Here is an 18,291-nt window from a genome sequence, read left to right on the forward strand (position 1 = left end):
ATTTGTCCTGTTGTTAAAATCTTTTATCCAAGAACCGATGAGGTACTTATTGGCCATTATTTTCTTTTTTGCAATTGCGGCAGCTCATGGTCAGGTTAAATTACTATCTTTAAATGAGTTGGAGCAACGGATGGCTCAGGGAAAAGATACCACCTATGTGGTTAATTTTTGGGCAACGTGGTGTGGACCTTGTGTAGAAGAACTGCCGAATTTTGAAAAACTTCAACAGCAGCACCAAAACCAGCCCCTCAAGGTATTACTGGTGAGCCTTGATTTTAAATCGAAGCTGCAAAAAGAAGTGGTTCCGTTTGTCCAAAAGAACAAGATCAAATCGGAAGTATATGTAATCAACGAACCCGATCAGCAACAGTTTATAGCAAAGGTCGACCCCAAATGGTCGGGCGCGATACCTGCCACTTTGTTTATCAACACCAAACGACAGATCAGAACGTTTTACGAAAAGGAATTTACCTATCAAGAACTAACCAAAACCTTAGAAAGCTTAAAATAACCAAAAATGAAAAGAATTCTATTTGTTTGTTTCGTCATGCTGGGTATTACGACAAACGCGCAAACTGGTTACCAGGTTGGGAGCTTAGCTTCAGATTTTAATTTGAGAAATGTAGATGGCAAAAACGTATCGTTGGCCAACTATAAAGATGCCAAGGGCTATATCGTAGTGTTTACTTGCAATACCTGTCCGGTGGCCAAAGCCTACCAAGACAGGGTAGAGGCGCTGAACAAGCTGTATGCCGCCAAAGGCTATCCGGTAATTGCCATCAACACCAATGATCCGGCAGCTTCTCCGGGCGATAGCTACGAAAAGATGCAGGAACGCGCCAAAGAGAAAAAAATCAGCTATGCTTACCTGGAAGATCCGAACCATGTGTATACCAAAAAATATGGTGCCCTTAAAACACCGCACGTTTTTGTGTTGCAAAAAACAGCAAATGGCAACGAAGTAGCTTATATCGGTGCCATAGACAATGATCAGGAAGAAACAAATGCGCAGCGCGACAATTATGTGCAGAATGCGGTTAATCTACTGTTGCAAGGCAAAAAGCCTACGGTAACTTATACCAAAGCCATTGGTTGCAGCATTAAATGGAAAAGGGAAAGCGCTTCTGAATAGCGCAGGTTGCTGGTCTGTAGCCGATGGCGAATTGACAATAAACCAGTAACTTTAGACTTCATGCTTAATCTTTCCACTTAAAACAATAATTTTAGGCCGAAATCAAATTCGGGATTTTTTATGGCTACACCTCAAGATGAAGGTTCTTTCTGGACCAAATACAAACGCTTTGCCACCACAGAGCTGCTCATGTACCTGATTATGGCTGTAGGCATAGCGTTGGGCATCATTTTTTTAAGTTAAGCTAAACTTTATTGGCACTTGACTAGTGTTCTTCGCCAACAAGCCACGATAGGAGATTGTAAATCGGTACACTGGCTAAAGCCTAAGGAAAATGCACCGGCTTACTTTTTGAAGTTCAAGTAAAGCTTAAGGTGGTCGCTGGTATTTACATCGGCAATAAATTTGGCAAAGTCGGCGTAAAGTGCCGGTGCAAAAGTACCTTCGTTCAATACAAATTTTCTGGTATAGATTAATTTATTTCCTTCTATTTTGGTTTTTGAGGAATAGGAGCCAAAGGCAGACTTGAATTCTTTTTCGTCAGGTGCAATGAGCGGAATTACATGCTCTGGCAGTTGATAGCTGATGGTGTCTATATCGGTATAGCCACGGTTGAGGTACAGAGGCAGGGTACGGTTCTTCGATTCGCTGACGTTGCTCTTAACGTTGAAGGCATTGGGTTTGAGAAAGATCTTGTCGTTATTCAGCGCAGCATAATTTCTGATGCTGATGTCTATGTCTTCGGTAGCTTCGGGCTTGAGCTGTTTGTTTTGCAGGTAGCTGATCTGGTTAAAATCGATGTTGTCGATATCGTATACTTCTTTTAAAAGTTTTTGTTGCTCGCTTAAGGGTTTGCCTACCATGGCCTCGTGATTCTCGTATTGCGCACCGGAGAAAACGGTTTTGACATGGCCGGTTACATTTCCATCCTTGCTTAGCGTTAATTGTGCCACTCTGACTTGCAGGTTTTGGCTGGCACTAAGTTTTGGCGTACGGAGTAGTTTGCCTCCCTCGGGCGTACAGGCCAGCACATACCTGTCGTCTGTAAAATCGCCCAGGTAACCGAAAGGGATTTTTTGCGAAGTACATTCCAGCCAAGTAGTATCGCCCTTTAGAGGCATACACAAAATGATATGGTTGCCTTGATTCATGCTGGCAAAGCCGGGGTCGAGGCTTTTTTTCTCCGTTCCGGCCTCAACTACGCAATAGTAAGATTCGATGCCGGCCACATTCAACAGGCTCTGCATATAATTGACCAAGGCCTTGCAATCGCCGTAGCCTAGACGGTCAACATCGGCCGCTTTGGTAGGTTGAAAACCACCAATACCTATCTGTACACTAATATAGCGTGTTTTGTTTTGCAGGTACTGGTATATTTTTTTGGCTTTATCCTTGTCGTTGGTTTCGCCCTTCACCAATTCCTTTATCATTTGCACGGTAGCTTCGGGCAATATGTTTCTGCCTTTTAACAGGTTGTCGTATTGCCATTTGCCCAATTCCTGCCAATTCGTATAATCTCCTTTAACGTTGTAGTAGCTGAAGTTTTTTGGGGCAATCTTTACCACTGTTTGGTAAGTCTCGCGAAAGGGGCTGTAGGGCTCTGGTTTTGAAGCCAGCAGGTTGCTTACCTTCCAAGTGGTGGTTTTTTGGTCTTTAACAAGCTGTTCTTCCGGTTGCATGCCAATATTCTGGCTTTTCACCCTAAACTCGTCGCCAACCTTGCTGATTAAAACATAGCTGCTTTTTTCAACAGCTACATCATTGGCCGTTTGTGGTACCCAATCAGGAATGATGAGGTTTTGCTTGTAGCGGATTTCGTAATTGTAAACAATGGTATAGGGATAGCTATTCATCAAGGGCAAGTAGTGCTTTACACGGCTGTCTTCAAACAGCGAAAAATCGCTGATGGCGCTTTCGTCCCTGAAATCGCTTTGCGAAAACTTGGAGCTGAGCTTGCCAACTTCGTTGTAAACCTCGCCTTTGATGCTCTTGATACTGGTGTTTTTATCGTAGAACAAAACCAGCCTGGCACTGTTTTCGCCGTTTTTGTTCAGTACGGTAATCGCTTTGCTTACGGTATAGCTCACATTGTCGGTAGCACGCATATCAACTGTAACTACCGAATTCCTGACGATTGCGTTTGCCCTGCTCCGGAGGTTCGAAGGGATAAGGTCGGCGTCGTAATTGTCTTGCGCAAAAACACATGGCGCCACAAGTGCCAGCAGCAGGGTAAAAGATAGCAGCTTCATTTTAATCGGCCTTTTTTAAAAGTACGTCGGTTTTTTGGTTTTGGATGATCTTGCTGTAAAACTCCTTCAGGTAAAGGTATTCATCGGGACTGTAAATGGCCTTATTAAATTGAAGGATCTGGTTAACTGTCAGCTTGTCGTCAACCATATCGCTCTGTATAATATAACGTCCGCCACTTGCCGGCAGCGCAATGGCTATATCTTTGGGTTTTTCCAGCATTTCGTATTTGCCCGGCAAGCTGATCATTACACTTATTTTTTGATCAGAGGCCGAACCAAGGTCTACCGGATAGGTCCTTTCGTTAAGGTTGAAAGGGTTTTTTGAAATCTTGTTGATGAAGAAAGGGTTGATGTACAGCTGGTTGTTGCTGGTACCGTTGTGCGCGGCAAATTCTACCTCGTAAATTTCTACCAAAGGTTTTTCTACGCTATCTACCGCTAAAACCTGATGTTTGCCGATGCTGAGCTTAGGCATCGATTCGTCGAGTTTTTCTACATACTCGTCAATAGAATTGTAGCGCTTGATTTCCTTACGTTTGTTAAAGGCATCGTAGCCATAGGAGGTGGTGGTAATGGTACCCTTGATTTTGCCATCGGCTTCCAACTTGCCGATCAGCACATAATTGGATACGCTTTTTTGCGAGGCCTTGAGGTCTATCCAATAAGATGGTTTTTTAAGGTTGATTACCCTGCCTTGATCGTTAATGCACCGCAAAGGCAATAAGCCGAAAGGCAACAAGGGTTCTGAAGCATCCAAAAGGTAGCTTGTACCGTTTATATTTACCTTCGCCACTACATAGTTAAAATCGGAAATTACCGGAAACAGTTTGTTTACCGTTCCGTTTTCACGGGTAGAGAGAATGACCGCTTCGGCATCCAGATTGGCCGCACTAAGGGCAGCAATCAGGCTGAAGTTGATGTCGGCCACATTTCCCGACCGGTTTTCGAGCACCGCTTTGATATTGCCTTCGCTGTATTTGCCATAGTAGTTGTTCCACTTGATCTGCTTTTTGATGTAATTGTAAATGGCTTGTGCCTTGCTCAGCTCGTCTGGAGCATCTTTGGTTAGGGTTGGGATGAGGTCTTTAAAAACATCCTTGCGCTTCATCTGCGAGCCGAAATTCTTGTCGTTGGTCAGTTCGTAGTCTACATCGCGCCAGGTTTTGGTTAAGCTCTGCTTGGCGCCGCTCATGGCAATCACGTCTGCAAGTTCAAAATAAATGGCCGACCTGAAATTGCTGGGTGCGGTCATGTAATCTTCTTCCACAAAGGCGGGTATATTCTTCATGATATAGGTCATTTTAGAACAATCTACCGGTGTACCGCTCAAACGGAGGCATTCTTTGCTGATTTCCGATTTCTGGTCGCTCAGTTTGTAAAATCCCCTCAGCGAAACGTTGTAGTTGTAGTTGCCGGGTATAAAAGCGGCGTATTCGCTGTATACCTTTGGAATATCCGATTGAAATTCCCATGTCCTGTAATTGAACAGGAAAGGCGTTTGCAAGCGGTAGCTATATTCTATAATCGAACCTTCCTTGATGTTGGGCAGGGTAAACTTAACCAGTGAAATGTACTTGCTTCTGTTTTCGGTAAACATGGCTTTTTTATCCATCTGGCTTTGTACAAAACCGTTTTGGCTACGGTTAAAGGTAGAGGCGTTGAGGTCGAGGATCAGTTCTTCGTCCCTGTCGTTTTTATGGATGGGGATCACGATATTGGCCTGTTTAAAGCCTTCTTTGTTGTTGATTTTAATCCGGGTGTGGTAGTCGAAAATCAGCACCAGCCTGCCGGTGGCATCATCCAAATAAAAAGAGGTAGTTCCATATTCTTTCAGTACAACCGCATTGGCATTGCTGTCGATGGTGTTTCTGTCAAAATCGAAATCGGCATGGGTAACTGAACCAAATTCAAAATTCTGTGAAAAGGAGTGGAGGGATAAAAAACAAAGGGTAATTCCGATAAGGATTTTCTTCATAAGGCGTTAGGTTGCAATTATCCGGCAATTTAAATCTAGTCGTTTAGATTAAGAAATAAATTACAACTAAAATTTTGCAGAATTAACAGAACTAACAAACCTTTTTAGCATTTTTGAAAATAGAAACACTAATCCCACTTTCCATATCTCAAAACTCAAGACCATTTATTAAATGAAATTAAACCTAAAACGTCCATTGGCCTTTTTCGACCTTGAAGCTACTGGAGTTAATGTTGGCGCCGATAGAATTGTAGAAATTGCCATTTTAAAGGCCATGCCAGACGGAAGCGAACAAATACTGACCAAACGTGTTCATCCGGGCATGCCTATTCCTTTGGCCTCGTCGCTTATACACGGTATTTACGACGAAGACATTCAGAACGAACCGACTTTTGACCAGTTGGCCAAAGAAATAGCCGAATTTATTGGCGATGCCGATTTGGCGGGCTATAATTCGAACAAGTTCGATATTCCGATGCTGGTTGAAGAGTTTTTGAGAGTTGGGGTCGATTTTGACATGAGCAACAGGAAGTTTGTCGACGTACAAAACATTTTCCACCAGATGGAACAGCGTACGCTAAAGGCCGCCTACAAATTTTATTGCAATAAGGATATTATCAATGCGCATTCTGCCGAAGCCGACATCAAAGCTACCTACGAAGTGCTGTTGGCGCAACTGGATAAATACAAAGACCAGGAGTTTGAAGATAAGCAAGGCCATAAATCGAAGCCGGTACAGAACAATGTAGAAGCCTTGCACCTTTTCACCAATATCAACAAGCCTGTTGATTTTGCCGGAAGAATGATTTACAACGAAAATGGCGAAGAGACCATTAATTTTGGCAAGCACAAGGGCAAAACCGTTGAACAGGTTTTTGATGTAGAGCCTAGCTATTATGCCTGGATGAAACAGGGCGACTTTCCTTTGTATACCAAGAAAAAGCTCGACGAAATCTGGAACAGGTGGAGCAAAAAGAAAGAAGAACAGAAACAGGCCAGGCAGCAAAACCAAGCCCCAAAGCCCCAAAATCAGGCGCCTAGGCCTCCAAAAGAAAACAAACCCGCTGCCCCGGTTACCAACGATATGCTGGAACAGCTTAAAATGAAGTTTGGCAAATAAACCATTCTTAATGCTTTAGCTTTTAAATAGTCAAGATGAAATCGATAAAACTCACCTTTTTGCTGGTCTTCGGGTTTCTGTTCACACAGGCCCAATTGCCTATTGCCCAAGTATTTGAACAAGCCTATCAAAAGGGTACCCGCGACAAAAGTGGGGCTCCGGGCAAAAAATACTGGCAAAATACAGCTGATTATGATTTGAAGATCGATTTTAATCCCAGCACCCGCGAGGTAAAAGGAACGATTGAAATCAATTATACCAATAATAGCCCCGATGTGCTGCAGGAAATCTGGTTTAAGCTATATCCCAATCTTTATCAAAAAGGAGCACCTCGAAAAGCCAAAATCAACGAGCGCGATTTGGGCGATGGCGTACAGATTAGTCGGGTATTGCTGAACAACGAACCTAAGGAGCTAACCAGCCTTATCGTCGAGGGGACCAATATGCATACTGCGGTGCCTGCTTTGGCTCCGGGAAAAACCATGAAGTTTAAGATCGATTACCATTACATCCTGAACAAAGGCTCGCACATGCGTACTGGCCAGGTTGATGATGGAGCGCATTTTATAGCCTATTCTTTTCCGCGCATTGCCGTTTACGATGACATAGACGGCTGGAACAAAACCCCTTACAGCGGTGCTGAAGAGTTTTATAATGATTTCTGCAATTTTAAGGCAGCCATTACCGTGCCCCAAAATTATGGCGTTTGGGCTACCGGCGATTTGCTGAACGGCAACGAGGTATTTAGCAAGGAAGTTTATAAAAAATACCAATTGGCCAACAAAAGCGATGAGGTAATTGATGTAATTGACAGCATCACCCTTGCTCAAAACAAGGTTACGGCCCCAAATGCCTTCAACACTTTTAAGTTTGAGGCTAAAAACGTAGTCGATTTTGCCTTTGCCACCAGCAATCACTATTTATGGAAGTCGTCTAGCTTGGTTGTTGATCCAAAAACCGGACGTCGTACCCGCGTTGATGCGGTATTTAATTCGAAGCATAAAGATTACTATGAAGTAATTGATTTCGCCCGCAAAACGGTGCATGCCATGAGCTATGTTTTTCCGAAATGGCCGTTTCCTTACAGTCACGAAACTGTTTTTGATGGCCTCGACCAAATGGAATACCCGATGATGGTGAACGATAATCCGGTTGACAATAGGGTAGATGCCATTACCTTGACCGACCATGAAATTTTCCATACCATGTTTCCTTTTTACATTGGCATTAACGAAACCAAATATGGTTGGATGGATGAAGGTTGGGCCACCATCGGCGAGTGGCTCATTTCGCCCATGATAGACCCGAGCATTGTTGACGAATATGGCATTGCCCCAACAGGCTTTAGTTCTGGTACCAAAGACGATACCCCGATCATGACTTTAACTACCGAGCTGAAAGGCAATGGCTCTTTTACCAATTCTTACCCTAAGCCTGGTTTGGGCTATTTGTTTATCAAGGATTATCTTGGCGACGACCTGTTTACCAAGGCCCTGCATCACTATATTGCACAATGGAATGGCAAGCATCCTATGCCTTACGACTTTTTTTACAGTATGAACACAGGTGCTGGCAAAAACATGGATTGGTTTTGGAAACGGTGGTTTTTTGAGGAAGGCGTAACCGATATGGCCATTAAAGCAGTGAACAAAACAGACGGAGGCTATGCCATTGAAATCGAAAACAAAAGCATGAAGCCTTTGCCAATCGATTTGACCATTAACTACACCGATGGCAGTACCGAAAAAGTACACCATACCATTGGCGTTTGGGAAAGTGGCCAACCAACTTTTATCAGCTCGCTTAAAACCGGCAAGCAAGTAAGCAAAGTGGTATTGGGCAGCAGCCACGTACCCGACAAAAACAAAAGCGATAATACTTTTGAAGTGAAATAACTAGGCCTTAGGCCTGAAAGAGGGCGAGTGATCAATTCATTGTGCCCTCTTTTTGATGCAACATTATTTGAATTCTAACGTCTTATGAGTTGATGAGGATTTTTAAAACCTTTAAACCTAAGCGTGGACTATTAAGGAAATATGTAAGTTATTATTACCTGGATATCGCTGACAAAGAATCGTATTTTAACGAATATATCTGCTATCCGCATTACAATACTACGGTTTCGCTTTACAAATGCCACTTAGCCACGCTTGATGGCAACCATCCCCAGCATTCTGTTGTCGAGTATCACGAACAGGCGCCACCTTTACAGATATTTACGCCATTAAGAGAAGTACCCTTAAAGGTAAGCCAAAAAGGCCCCATTCACAAAATAGCCATTGTTTTCGAGCCTTTGGGTATTAATCAGTTTACCAGAGGCATTGATTTGGCAAATAAGTTAATCTCGCCAGATTTTCAGCTGTTTAAGCTGCACGAAGTAGGGTCGCTGTTCGAACAACAAACATCCGAACAACTCACCGACCAGTTAGACCGCTTGTTGCTGGCCAATTTTAGCCTCGTTGAGAACGATTATGTAAGCGAGGCATTGCAGCATTTTCATCTGCCAGATAATGATCTGCTTATTGATGAAATAGCCGAAAGGAAATTAGGCATCAGCCGAAAACAGTTGAATCGTTTGTTTAAACAATATTTGGGAACAAGCCCACAAAAATATCGCTCCATTGTACGTTTTAGACAGCTTATGGACTATAAGCTCCGAAAAGAAGGCCAACAAAGTTATACCTCGCTATCGCATCAGGCGCATTATACAGACCAGTCGCACTTTATTAAAGCTTGCAAGCAATTAACTGGACTTACGCCTTCCCAGTTTTTTAAGGATGGAAAAATTATTGGTTCCGAAGATATATTCTGGAAGTTGATGGGCTAGGTAAAATGTCCCAATTGTACAATTTCCGAACGCATCGGTTCTCTACTTTTGAACCATTTAAATGATATGGAAAATTGGAGGAAATTCGCAACACTTGGTTTGTTTATAGTTTTTTTTGGTCATGTTTATGCACAGCAAGCGCACAAGGAAATTCGGTATGTTGCCCGTTTAAAAGATAGTATTGCCTATAAAGTATGGCTACCTGATAATTGGAATGCACAACAAAAATACCCGCTGATGGTGATGTATAATTATGGAGCGGCCAACGACCAGGTATTGGCGGCAACCGTAAACTATTACGCCAATCACCTGCAAAAGATACCCAACACCATTGTCGTGAATATCATGGTAAATATGGACCAGATTGGCTATAATTATGAAACCGGGGCGCTAACTGAAGCGGGCAAGAATCTGGTTTTGGGCTTGAGGGAAGAGATTTTTCCGGCAATCAGAAAAAAGTATGGCGCATCGGCTTATACCAGTTATATCGGCCAATCTTATGCAGCGAGTTATGCCAATTATTTATTTTTGAATGACCCTACGCTCTTTAATGCCTACATTTTAATAGCGCCCGAAAAAATAGGCGAGGGCCAGCCTGGTTTCGAAATCAGCGAGGGCAACCAACGTTTTTATAGCAAAAACAAACGTATATATTATGTGGCTAGCGGCGAAGATGACATGGCGCGGCGGATAGCTTATGCCGAAGAAATAGCGCAGAAGGCCAAAAGACTGGATACGATAAGTTTTAAATTTAAATACCGTCATTTTGCTAATGCAGACCACAATACCTTGTTTGCCTATGCTTTGCCTAATGCCTTGGAATTTTTGTATAAACCATATCAGGAAATATGGGATGGAGACGATAAATTAACGGTTTATCAGCAGCTGCAACAAGCCGAAGCACGGTTGAAAAACTATTACGGGATAAGCTTAGAGCCAGCTTTTAAAAATTATAATGGTTTATTGATGGCAGCTACCCAACAGAAAGATACCAGCAGTTTACTTGCCGTGATCAAACATTTTGAAAACGAAAGATGCAAGGGAATAGACTATCGTAATTTTGGCTATATGCTAAACATCAACGGACTTGCCCAGCTTGCTTATACCTATTACCAAAAGGCCCTTGATAAAATCAACTCTGCTGAAATCCATATCAAAAGCGGACATCAGGCATTAGTAACCTGTTACCGCGATATGGCTTTAAATTTCAACAAAGATAAACCGGCTCAGGGTTGGGAATTGCTAGAAAAGGCGTTAAAAGATCCCTATATCCGCGATGTAAGCTTTAAATACGATTTGGGGAAGTTTGCCGTAGAAAACAATATCAATGTTGAACAAGGCTTGAATTACCTGCTCAGCTTTGCTAACGACCGAAAAAACATGGTTGATATTATTAATGTGCCTTACCGTAGGATAAATCTGCTCCTAGCCAAAGCCTATGCCATATTGAAAGACAAAAATAAAAGCATTTACTACGTACAGCTGGTATTAAAAGAGGAGCCGAAGAATACGGATGCCCTAGCGCTGCTTGAGAAATGGCTTAAAGATTAATATTTGTTGAAAATCGGATAGTACGGCTTTTCAATAGCACCTTCGTCGCTTAGCAGTTGGCTTAACAAAGGATCGGCTAGGATTTTAGCCAGCTTGGTCTTTTTGCCGTTAAGCCACATTTTATTTTGCACCAGCCGAACACCATGGCTGTAGTCGGCCCAGGTATTGGTGTGCTTGTTGTACAAAGGTTGAATGGGTTTCCCATCAGGCTGATGCCAGCCATAAATAACGACCCGTGGCGTTGTTTCGCCGTAAATTTTATTGCTGATTACAATGTCCTTCTTGTTGCCCACCGTAAGTGCGCCATTGGTGTGCTGGATTGCGTAAGGTTGCATTTGTTGTTTTATCAATTCGTTATGGGCAATAAATACAGGCAATGTGGTCATGGCCTTGCTGGGTGGAATAGGCTGTGGTGTTAACTTGATGGTTGCGTTTTGATCGATCAGGTTTGTTATTTTTCGTGTCGGTAAGCTACAATGCAACAGATTGGCTACTTTTTGGGCCAAAATGGGGGTCATCGGCATATAAAAATAATCGTTGTCGTTGCCTATAGCCAGGTAGTCGGACAGCACAAAAAACACCAGTTCATAATCCTTGTTATTTATGCTGGCTTTTGATACGATTTTTTGGAACTTTCTGAAGAAGTTGGGCACGTTACCGCTTTTGATTTCCCTGAAGATGATTTCTTCGCGAGCTGCTAAGCTTAAGGTGCTGTCGGAAATGCAGTTTGCAAACGCTGTTCCTCCAATTGCGTTGGTTCTTCTCGGCTTTAATTTTAATTCCTGGGCTTGTACCACAATAGCGAGCAATATACTCGTCAGTAAGCAGGTTATATTTTTCATTTGGTTTAGATTGGCTTTAAAAAATCAATGTTGCGTTTCAGGCCGCTAAATTTGGTCCTTTTAACCGCCGAGCCTTTAAAAACCTGTTTAAATACTTCATCGGTTAGGTCTACAAGCTCGCTTTTTTTCAGTTGAAGCAGTTCTTGGGCCGGTTCAAAGGCAGGTTCATGGTGCGGGGTGGCAAAGCGGTTCCACGGACATACATCCTGACAGATATCGCAACCGAACATCCAATTTTCCATTTTGCCTTTAAATTCGGCAGGAATTTCGTTTTTGAGTTCGATGGTCAGGTAAGAAATACATTTGCTGCCGTCAACAGTATAAGGGGCTACAATGGCATCGGTAGGGCAGGCATCGATGCAACGGGTGCAAGAACCGCAATGGTCGGCTGCAAAAGGCAAGTCGTATTCCAGTTCCAGATCAATAATCAATTCGGCCAGAAAGAAAAAAGAACCAGCGTCTTTGCTGATGAGGTTAGTATTTTTGCCCCGCCAGCCCAATCCGGCTTTCTGCGCCCAGGCCTTATCCATTACCGGGGCAGAATCTACAAAGCAACGGCCACCCACTTCTCCAATTTCATCGTTAATAAAGGCCAAAAGTTCTTTCAGTTTTTCTTTGATGACGGCATGGTAATCGGTGCCGTAGGCATATTTGGATATTTTCGGAGCCTCGCTGTCTAACTGTTTGGCCGGCGTAAAGTAATTGAGCGTCAATGAAACTACCGATTTAGCCCCTTCAACCAATAAACGGGGGTCGAGACGCTTGTCGAAATGGTTTTCCATATAGGCCATTTCCCCTTGTCGATTGTTGCTGAGCCATGCTTCCAGCCTTGGTGCCTCTTCTTCCAAAAAATCGGCTTTTGAAATGCCACAAGCCATAAAGCCCAGCCTAAGTGCTTCGGCCTTGATCAATTGGCTGTATTTGGCGGCTTTGTTGAACATGAGTTGCAAAGATAGGCTTTTGGCCTAAAAACCTTTTAAAGCTTTCGGTTGTTAGTAGGTTAATAAGATAAGGCTAATTCATTAAATTCTCAATGCCATGGAAAATAGTACGCCCAACCATATCGAAGATCCAAATAAACCCGCTCCTCCTGTAGAAACCAATTATGAGGCGCATAAACAAAATCCAGGACCTGCACCAACGGTAAACGAACCCGATAATAAGGGCGCTGGGCAAGCTATGAAATGGATCATCCCCATTGTGGTGCTCATCTTGCTGGTCATTTGGTTTGTTTTTTTTAGGAATAATGTAACCAAATAAAGGATAGTTGCAGCTGAACAGGTCTTAAAGCCGATCGATGCTCTATGCTTATCTCTGGGTTAAAACAGCTTTCCTGTTTGTCCCAGCTTTATCCGGTTCAGGTGTTTATAGGCCGCTTCGGTTACTTCACGTCCACGGGTAGTGCGCATGAGATAACCCTCTTGGATGAGGAATGGTTCGTAAACTTCTTCAATGGTGCCATCGTCTTCGCCAACTGCTGTAGCAATGGTTTTTAACCCTACCGGTCCGCCCTTAAACTTATCGATAATGGCCAATAGTATTTTATTGTCCATTTCGTCTAGGCCATGCTCGTCTACATTTAAAGCGGTTAAAGCATAACGGGCAATTTCGGTATCGATGCTGCCATTGCCTTTAATCTGGGCAAAATCCCTGGTGCGGCGCAACAGGGCATTGGCAATACGTGGCGTACCTCTGCTTCGGCGGGCAATTTCATAAGCGCCCTCGTCGGTAATAGGGGTTTTAAGTATTTCTGATGAACGCAATACAATGGTTGTCAGTACTTTTGCGTCGTAATAAGTAAGCCGGGAGTTGATGCCAAATCTTGCCCGCAGAGGTGCGGTAAGCAAGCCCGAACGCGTAGTGGCGCCTACCAAGGTAAAAGGATTGAGGCCAATCTGTACCGAACGGGCATTGGGTCCGCTTTCAAGCATAATATCAATTTTGAAATCTTCCATGGCCGAATAAAGGTATTCTTCTACCAAAGGGCTTAGGCGGTGAATTTCGTCGATAAAAAGAATGTCGCCGGTTTCCAGATTGGTGAGCAGGCCAGCCAAATCGCCTGGTTTGTCTAAAACCGGCCCGGAGGTGACTTTAATGTTGACCCCCATTTCATTGGCGATGATATACGATAAGGTAGTTTTTCCCAATCCCGGTGGTCCATGCAACAATACATGGTCTAAAGCTTCGCCCCGCAACTTGGCGGCCTTCACAAAAATCCTGAGGTTTTCCAATATCTTTTCCTGTCCGGTAAAATCGTGGAATTCCTGCGGGCGCAATACTTTTTCGATATCGCGTTCTGTAGGACTTAAGTTATCGGCTGATGGATCAAGATTTTCGTTCATTGCTTAAATATAAGAATGGGCATCGGAATGATGCCCAAAAATACGGTTATTATTTAGCACTAACAATCTTAGAAAATAATCTATTTATTAGTTAAACGGTTAAGGATAATGAAATCTAATTGTTCGTTTTAAGCAAATTTTGAAGCTACTTTGGCCTCTTTAGGACCATTGCTGTAGTCGTAAAAACCTTCTCCAGACTTGATGCCCTTTTTTCCGGCGGTTACCATATTTACAAGCAACGGACAGGGTGCGTATTTCGGATTGCCAAAGCCCTGGTGCAATACATTAAGGATGGCCAGGCATACATCAAGTCCGATAAAATCAGCCAGCTGTAACGGGCCCATGGGATGGGCCATGCCCAGTTTCATCACGGTGTCTATTTCTTGTACGCCAGCTACGCCTTCATATAAGGTATAGATGGCCTCGTTAATCATCGGCATTAAAATCCTGTTGGCTACAAAGCCTGGATAATCATTTACCTCTACGGGCATCTTGTCTAGTTTTTGCGAAAGCTCCATCACCGATTGGGTGGTTTCGTTGCTCGTAGCGTAGCCTCTGATCACTTCAACCAGCTTCATAACGGGTACCGGGTTCATAAAGTGCATACCAATTACCTTATCGCCACGGTTGGTTACGGCGGCAATCTGGGTAATGGAAATAGAAGAGGTGTTACTGGCCAATATAGCCTCTGGTTTGGCAAATTGATCCAGATCCTTAAATATTTTAAGTTTAAGCTCAATGTTCTCGGTGGCCGCTTCTACAATCAGGTCAACATCTTCCACGCCGCCTTGCAAATTGGTATGGGTAGTGATATTTGACAGCGTTTGTGCTTTGAGCTCTTCGGTAATAGCCCCTTTTGCAACTTGTCGCTCTAAATTTTTGGTAATTGTGGCTATTGCTCTTCCCAAGGCATCGATATTGATGTCGATGAGGTTTACTTGGTAGCCAAACTGCGCAAATGTGTGGGCAATTCCATTACCCATTGTTCCTGAACCGATTACTGCGATATTTTTCATGTACATATTTGATTAAAGCTTAAAAATGAGGCTAAAAGACCCAAATTAATGACAAGTTTAGCTAAAATAGGTGATTTTCACCTATTAAGTTGATAACTAAAAAAAATAAAAAAAATACCAAATGTTGCATAAATGTTACATTTTCGTATTTTCGTTATAATTAACATATTATTTAACCTAAATTAACTTAAATGAAAAGAACTCTACTAAGTTTAATTGTTCTCAGCCTACTCACCATAGGCACCGTGCTCGCTCAAGGAAGCAGAACAATTACAGGAAAAGTTACTGGAGCAGACGACGGTCTGCCAATTCCATCGGCTTCTGTAAGGATTACAGGTACAGCCATTGCAACCCAAACCAACTCAGACGGTACCTATTCGATTGTGGCTCCGGCAACAGCCAAAACCATCGAATTCTCGTTTGTGGGTATGGGTACCATTACCGAAACTATCGGAACAAGAGCGGTAATCAATGTTAAATTAGCATCGAATACTAATTTGGAAGAAGTTGTGGTAACGGGCTTTGGTTTAAGACAAGCCAAAAAAGACATCACTGGTTCAACCAGTACCATTTCGGGCAAAGACATCGAAAATATGCCTGTACAAAGTGTGGACAGAGCTATGCAAGGCAGACTTGCTGGTGTTCAGGTAAGTTCGTCAAGTGGTATTCCTGGAGCAGCCATCAACGTGAGGATCAGGGGTATCGGTTCTATCAACGCTGGTAACAGCCCATTGTATGTAATTGATGGTGTTCAGGTAAACGCTGGCGATTTAACAAGAGCTACCACCAGTGCCAACGCTTTAAGTGCATTAAATCCTGACGATATTGAATCGTTAACCGTATTGAAAGACGCCTCTTCTGCGGCCATTTATGGGGCTTCTGGTGCTTCTGGCGTAGTAATCATCACCACTAAAAGAGGTAAGGCTGGAAAAACGCAATTTGGCTTCAACACTTATGTGGGATATAACGATTTGATCAGCAAGCCTAAATTATTGACCAGTCCGCAATGGATCCAACTTTCGTTAGAAGCTTATGCTAACCGTTATGGCGCAACTTCTACGCAATACACTAACTTTTATAATACTTATGTTACGCCGTTTGGATCGATTGACAATGTACCGACTTATGATTGGGTTGGTGCCGTATCTCAAAAAGGCTTAACACAAAATTATGAAGTAACGGCTAGAGGCGGTAATGAGAAAACCAGATTCTATGTTGGTGGTGGCTATAACAGCCAAAAAGGCCAGGTAATTGGTACAGATTTCTCTCGTGGAAACGTCAGGGTTAACTTAGACCACGAAGCTTCTAAGAAAATAGATTTTTCTACCAGCCTGAACTTGAGTACCATTAGCCAAAACACGACTTCAAGTGCTGGCGCCTTTGCCAATGTTAGCAGAACTGCGCAGTTGCAATCGCCAAACAACCCGATTTATAATCCTGATGGAAGCTACAATACTATTTTGCCAGGTGCCTATGATGGTTATAACGTAGTTCAGCTTGTGAAATTTAACCAACAAAAAGCTACAAGTAACCAGTTTACAGGTAACGGTGCCGGCCGCTATCACTTTACCGATGCTTTGGTATTCAGAAGCAGCTGGGGTGTTGATTATATTGATATTGCTGAAAACCGTTTCTGGGATCCAAGATTTGGCGATGGAAGATCGACCAATGGCGATGCCTTGGCAGCCAATACACGTAACGTGAACTTCCAAACCGACCAAACCTTGAATTACAACAATTCGTTTGGTGGCAAACATAACCTTAACGCTATCTTGGGTTTCAACTACCGTAGCGAGGTGTATACCACTACAACTGCCGAGTCGCAAGGTTTCCCTTCATACCAATTTACACAGGTTTCTTCAGGTAGTACGCCAATTACAACTGGTGGTACCTATACCACTTTCCGTACAGCTGGTTACTTCTTGAAAGCTGATTATAACTACGAGAGCAAATACTATTTATCGGGTACGGTAAGGTATGATGGTTCATCTAGGTTCGGTGCAAACAACCGTTTTGGTTGGTTCCCTGCAGGTGCAGTATCTTATAGGATTTCTCAAGAAGATTTCATGAAAGGCGTAAGCTTTGTTTCTGACTTGAAATTGAGGGCCAGTTATGGTACTACTGGTAACCAGGCTATCGGTAACTTCGACTCAAGAGCGCTTTACTCAAAATCTGGCGACTATATTTCTGGTACAGCTTTGGCTGCAGGTTTAGCTCCTTCAAACTTGGCTAACGTTGACTTGGCTTGGGAAAAAGCCACAACTTTAGACGTAGCGATGGAATTCAGCTTGTTTAAAGACCGTGTAAGTGGAACAATCGGTTACTATAACAGAATCAACTCTAATCTATTGTTGGCACAGCCGCTTCCTTTGACTTCTGGTTTCGGATCGATCAACCAAAACGTGGGTAAAATGAGAAACAGGGGTTTCGAGTTTGAGCTTTCGACCATGAACATCAAAACCAAGGATTTTACTTGGAGAACCGATGCCAACATCGCTTTAAACAGAAACAAGATTTTAAACCTGATTGATGGACAAACTTTGCTAGGCGGTAGCTTTGCCATTGCGGTTGGCCGTCCAATCAACTCTGTATATACTTATAGGTCAGCTGGTGTTAACCCTGCCGATGGCCGTGCAATGTGGTATGATGGCAATGGCAACATTACCTATACGCAGAATGCTTCAACCGACAGAACATATATCGGCGATTTAAATCCTAAATATACCGGTGGTTTAACCAATACCTTTACTTATAAAGGCATCTCGTTAAGTACTTTCTTCCAATTCAGTTATGGCAACTTGGTGTTGAACCAGGATAAAACTTTCTTCGAAAGATCGGGTTCTACAGTTGACAGAAATCAATACGCTTCAAATTTACAACGTTGGACAACCCCTGGTCAATTTACTGGTATTCCAAAACCATTTTTTGGTGGTACCGTATTGAACATCAGTGGTATTAACCATAGTTCGTCTTATGCGATTTCTGATCGTTTTTACGAAGATGGATCTTACATCAGGCTAAAATCTGTGAGCGTAGGGTATGACTTGCCGAAATCTTGGCTAAGTGCGGTAAAATTGCGTTCGGTTAAAGTGTACGCACAAGGAATTAACCTTTGGACCATTACCAAATACCAAGGAGTTGACCCTGAGTTTGTAAATGCGAGTGGCGACTTTGGTCAATATCCACAGTTTAAAAACTTTACGTTTGGAATTAATGTTGGCTTCTAATTTTATTAAA

The 18,291-nt window shown here is 42.9% G+C and carries 15 protein-coding genes; 9 read left to right on the forward strand and 6 right to left on the reverse strand.

What is annotated here, in order from left to right; genetic code table 11:
- Nucleotides 1–37: 37 nt before the first annotated feature.
- From AC6H1S_RS08350 to AC6H1S_RS08360, 3 genes are all read left to right on the forward strand, one after another.
- Nucleotides 38–511: a TlpA disulfide reductase family protein gene (locus tag AC6H1S_RS08350; protein ID WP_497565862.1), complete on the forward strand. Its 474-nt coding sequence runs from the start codon at nt 38–40 to the stop codon at nt 509–511.
- A gap of 6 nt (nt 512–517) precedes the next feature.
- Nucleotides 518–1,132, forward strand: a complete 615-nt coding sequence (locus tag AC6H1S_RS08355) for a thioredoxin family protein (RefSeq protein ID WP_497565863.1) — start codon at nt 518–520, stop codon at nt 1,130–1,132.
- A gap of 120 nt (nt 1,133–1,252) precedes the next feature.
- Complete coding sequence (locus AC6H1S_RS08360; protein WP_255530710.1) at nt 1,253–1,375, forward strand: hypothetical protein; 123 nt, start codon at nt 1,253–1,255, stop codon at nt 1,373–1,375.
- A gap of 101 nt (nt 1,376–1,476) precedes the next feature.
- Here AC6H1S_RS08360 and AC6H1S_RS08365 read toward each other — a convergent pair whose 3' ends face one another.
- Together AC6H1S_RS08365 and AC6H1S_RS08370 are read right to left on the reverse strand one after the other, a co-directional pair.
- Nucleotides 1,477–3,381: a DUF3858 domain-containing protein gene (locus tag AC6H1S_RS08365; RefSeq protein ID WP_497565864.1), complete on the reverse strand. Its 1,905-nt coding sequence runs from the start codon at nt 3,379–3,381 to the stop codon at nt 1,477–1,479.
- Between the two features lies 1 nt (nt 3,382).
- The gene (locus AC6H1S_RS08370) at nt 3,383–5,356 is read right to left on the reverse strand and encodes a transglutaminase family protein (RefSeq protein WP_497565865.1); all 1,974 of its coding nucleotides are present in this window, start codon (nt 5,354–5,356) and stop codon (nt 3,383–3,385) included.
- A 172-nt stretch (nt 5,357–5,528) separates the two neighbouring features.
- Between AC6H1S_RS08370 and AC6H1S_RS08375 the strand changes: the two genes are divergently transcribed.
- The 4 genes from AC6H1S_RS08375 (at nt 5,529) to AC6H1S_RS08390 (ending at nt 10,854) form a co-directional block, all read left to right on the forward strand.
- A complete protein-coding gene (locus AC6H1S_RS08375) occupies nt 5,529–6,476 on the forward strand; it encodes an exonuclease domain-containing protein (RefSeq protein ID WP_497565866.1) in 948 nt (315 codons plus the stop codon).
- A 35-nt stretch (nt 6,477–6,511) separates the two neighbouring features.
- The gene (locus AC6H1S_RS08380; protein ID WP_497565867.1) at nt 6,512–8,371 is read left to right on the forward strand and encodes a M1 family metallopeptidase; all 1,860 of its coding nucleotides are present in this window, start codon (nt 6,512–6,514) and stop codon (nt 8,369–8,371) included.
- A gap of 92 nt (nt 8,372–8,463) precedes the next feature.
- Nucleotides 8,464–9,303 (forward strand): helix-turn-helix domain-containing protein, encoded by an 840-nt coding sequence (locus tag AC6H1S_RS08385; RefSeq protein WP_497565868.1) that lies wholly within the window; start codon nt 8,464–8,466, stop codon nt 9,301–9,303.
- Nucleotides 9,304–9,369: 66 nt separating this feature from the next.
- The gene (locus AC6H1S_RS08390) at nt 9,370–10,854 is read left to right on the forward strand and encodes an alpha/beta hydrolase-fold protein (RefSeq protein ID WP_497565869.1); all 1,485 of its coding nucleotides are present in this window, start codon (nt 9,370–9,372) and stop codon (nt 10,852–10,854) included.
- On the opposite strand, the gene AC6H1S_RS08395 is transcribed toward AC6H1S_RS08390, so the two are convergent.
- Nucleotides 10,851–11,696: a hypothetical protein gene (locus AC6H1S_RS08395; protein ID WP_497565870.1), complete on the reverse strand. Its 846-nt coding sequence runs from the start codon at nt 11,694–11,696 to the stop codon at nt 10,851–10,853. The genes AC6H1S_RS08390 and AC6H1S_RS08395 overlap by 4 nt on opposite strands.
- 5 nt (nt 11,697–11,701) lie before the next feature.
- On the reverse strand, nt 11,702–12,637 hold the full coding sequence (gene queG, locus AC6H1S_RS08400) for a tRNA epoxyqueuosine(34) reductase QueG (protein ID WP_497565871.1): 936 nt from the start codon (nt 12,635–12,637) through the stop codon (nt 11,702–11,704).
- Nucleotides 12,638–12,734: 97 nt separating this feature from the next.
- Between queG and AC6H1S_RS08405 the strand changes: the two genes are divergently transcribed.
- The gene (locus AC6H1S_RS08405) at nt 12,735–12,956 is read left to right on the forward strand and encodes a hypothetical protein (protein ID WP_497565872.1); all 222 of its coding nucleotides are present in this window, start codon (nt 12,735–12,737) and stop codon (nt 12,954–12,956) included.
- Nucleotides 12,957–13,015: 59 nt separating this feature from the next.
- Here the strand turns inward: AC6H1S_RS08405 and ruvB are convergent, their stop codons facing one another.
- Both ruvB and AC6H1S_RS08415 read right to left on the reverse strand, forming a co-directional pair.
- The gene (gene ruvB / locus AC6H1S_RS08410) at nt 13,016–14,038 is read right to left on the reverse strand and encodes a Holliday junction branch migration DNA helicase RuvB (protein ID WP_330106777.1); all 1,023 of its coding nucleotides are present in this window, start codon (nt 14,036–14,038) and stop codon (nt 13,016–13,018) included.
- Between the two features lie 128 nt (nt 14,039–14,166).
- Nucleotides 14,167–15,054, reverse strand: coding sequence for a 3-hydroxyacyl-CoA dehydrogenase family protein (locus AC6H1S_RS08415; RefSeq protein WP_497565873.1), 888 nt, complete (start codon nt 15,052–15,054; stop codon nt 14,167–14,169).
- 191 nt (nt 15,055–15,245) lie between these two features.
- Between AC6H1S_RS08415 and AC6H1S_RS08420 the strand changes: the two genes are divergently transcribed.
- Entirely contained in the window at nt 15,246–18,281 is a 3,036-nt protein-coding gene (locus AC6H1S_RS08420) for a SusC/RagA family TonB-linked outer membrane protein (RefSeq protein ID WP_497565874.1), read from the forward strand.
- Nucleotides 18,282–18,291: the final 10 nt, after the last annotated feature.

Source organism: Pedobacter sp. TM02, from assembly GCF_059705275.1.

Excerpts from the sequence above, each read along its gene's own strand:
- AC6H1S_RS08385 (WP_497565868.1), top strand. The coding sequence starts at position 8,464 with ATGAGGATTTTTAAAACCTTTAAACCTAAGCGTGGACTATTAAGGAAA.
- AC6H1S_RS08395 (WP_497565870.1), bottom strand. The coding sequence starts at position 11,696 with ATGAAAAATATAACCTGCTTACTGACGAGTATATTGCTCGCTATTGTG.
- AC6H1S_RS08390 (WP_497565869.1), top strand. The coding sequence starts at position 9,370 with ATGGAAAATTGGAGGAAATTCGCAACACTTGGTTTGTTTATAGTTTTT.
- AC6H1S_RS08365 (WP_497565864.1), bottom strand. The coding sequence starts at position 3,381 with ATGAAGCTGCTATCTTTTACCCTGCTGCTGGCACTTGTGGCGCCATGT.
- AC6H1S_RS08360 (WP_255530710.1), top strand. The coding sequence starts at position 1,253 with ATGGCTACACCTCAAGATGAAGGTTCTTTCTGGACCAAATACAAACGC.
- AC6H1S_RS08350 (WP_497565862.1), top strand. The coding sequence starts at position 38 with ATGAGGTACTTATTGGCCATTATTTTCTTTTTTGCAATTGCGGCAGCT.
- AC6H1S_RS08370 (WP_497565865.1), bottom strand. The coding sequence starts at position 5,356 with ATGAAGAAAATCCTTATCGGAATTACCCTTTGTTTTTTATCCCTCCAC.
- AC6H1S_RS08355 (WP_497565863.1), top strand. The coding sequence starts at position 518 with ATGAAAAGAATTCTATTTGTTTGTTTCGTCATGCTGGGTATTACGACA.
- AC6H1S_RS08380 (WP_497565867.1), top strand. The coding sequence starts at position 6,512 with ATGAAATCGATAAAACTCACCTTTTTGCTGGTCTTCGGGTTTCTGTTC.
- AC6H1S_RS08415 (WP_497565873.1), bottom strand. The coding sequence starts at position 15,054 with ATGAAAAATATCGCAGTAATCGGTTCAGGAACAATGGGTAATGGAATT.
- AC6H1S_RS08375 (WP_497565866.1), top strand. The coding sequence starts at position 5,529 with ATGAAATTAAACCTAAAACGTCCATTGGCCTTTTTCGACCTTGAAGCT.
- AC6H1S_RS08420 (WP_497565874.1), top strand. The coding sequence starts at position 15,246 with ATGAAAAGAACTCTACTAAGTTTAATTGTTCTCAGCCTACTCACCATA.
- queG (WP_497565871.1), bottom strand. The coding sequence starts at position 12,637 with ATGTTCAACAAAGCCGCCAAATACAGCCAATTGATCAAGGCCGAAGCA.
- ruvB (WP_330106777.1), bottom strand. The coding sequence starts at position 14,038 with ATGAACGAAAATCTTGATCCATCAGCCGATAACTTAAGTCCTACAGAA.
- AC6H1S_RS08405 (WP_497565872.1), top strand. The coding sequence starts at position 12,735 with ATGGAAAATAGTACGCCCAACCATATCGAAGATCCAAATAAACCCGCT.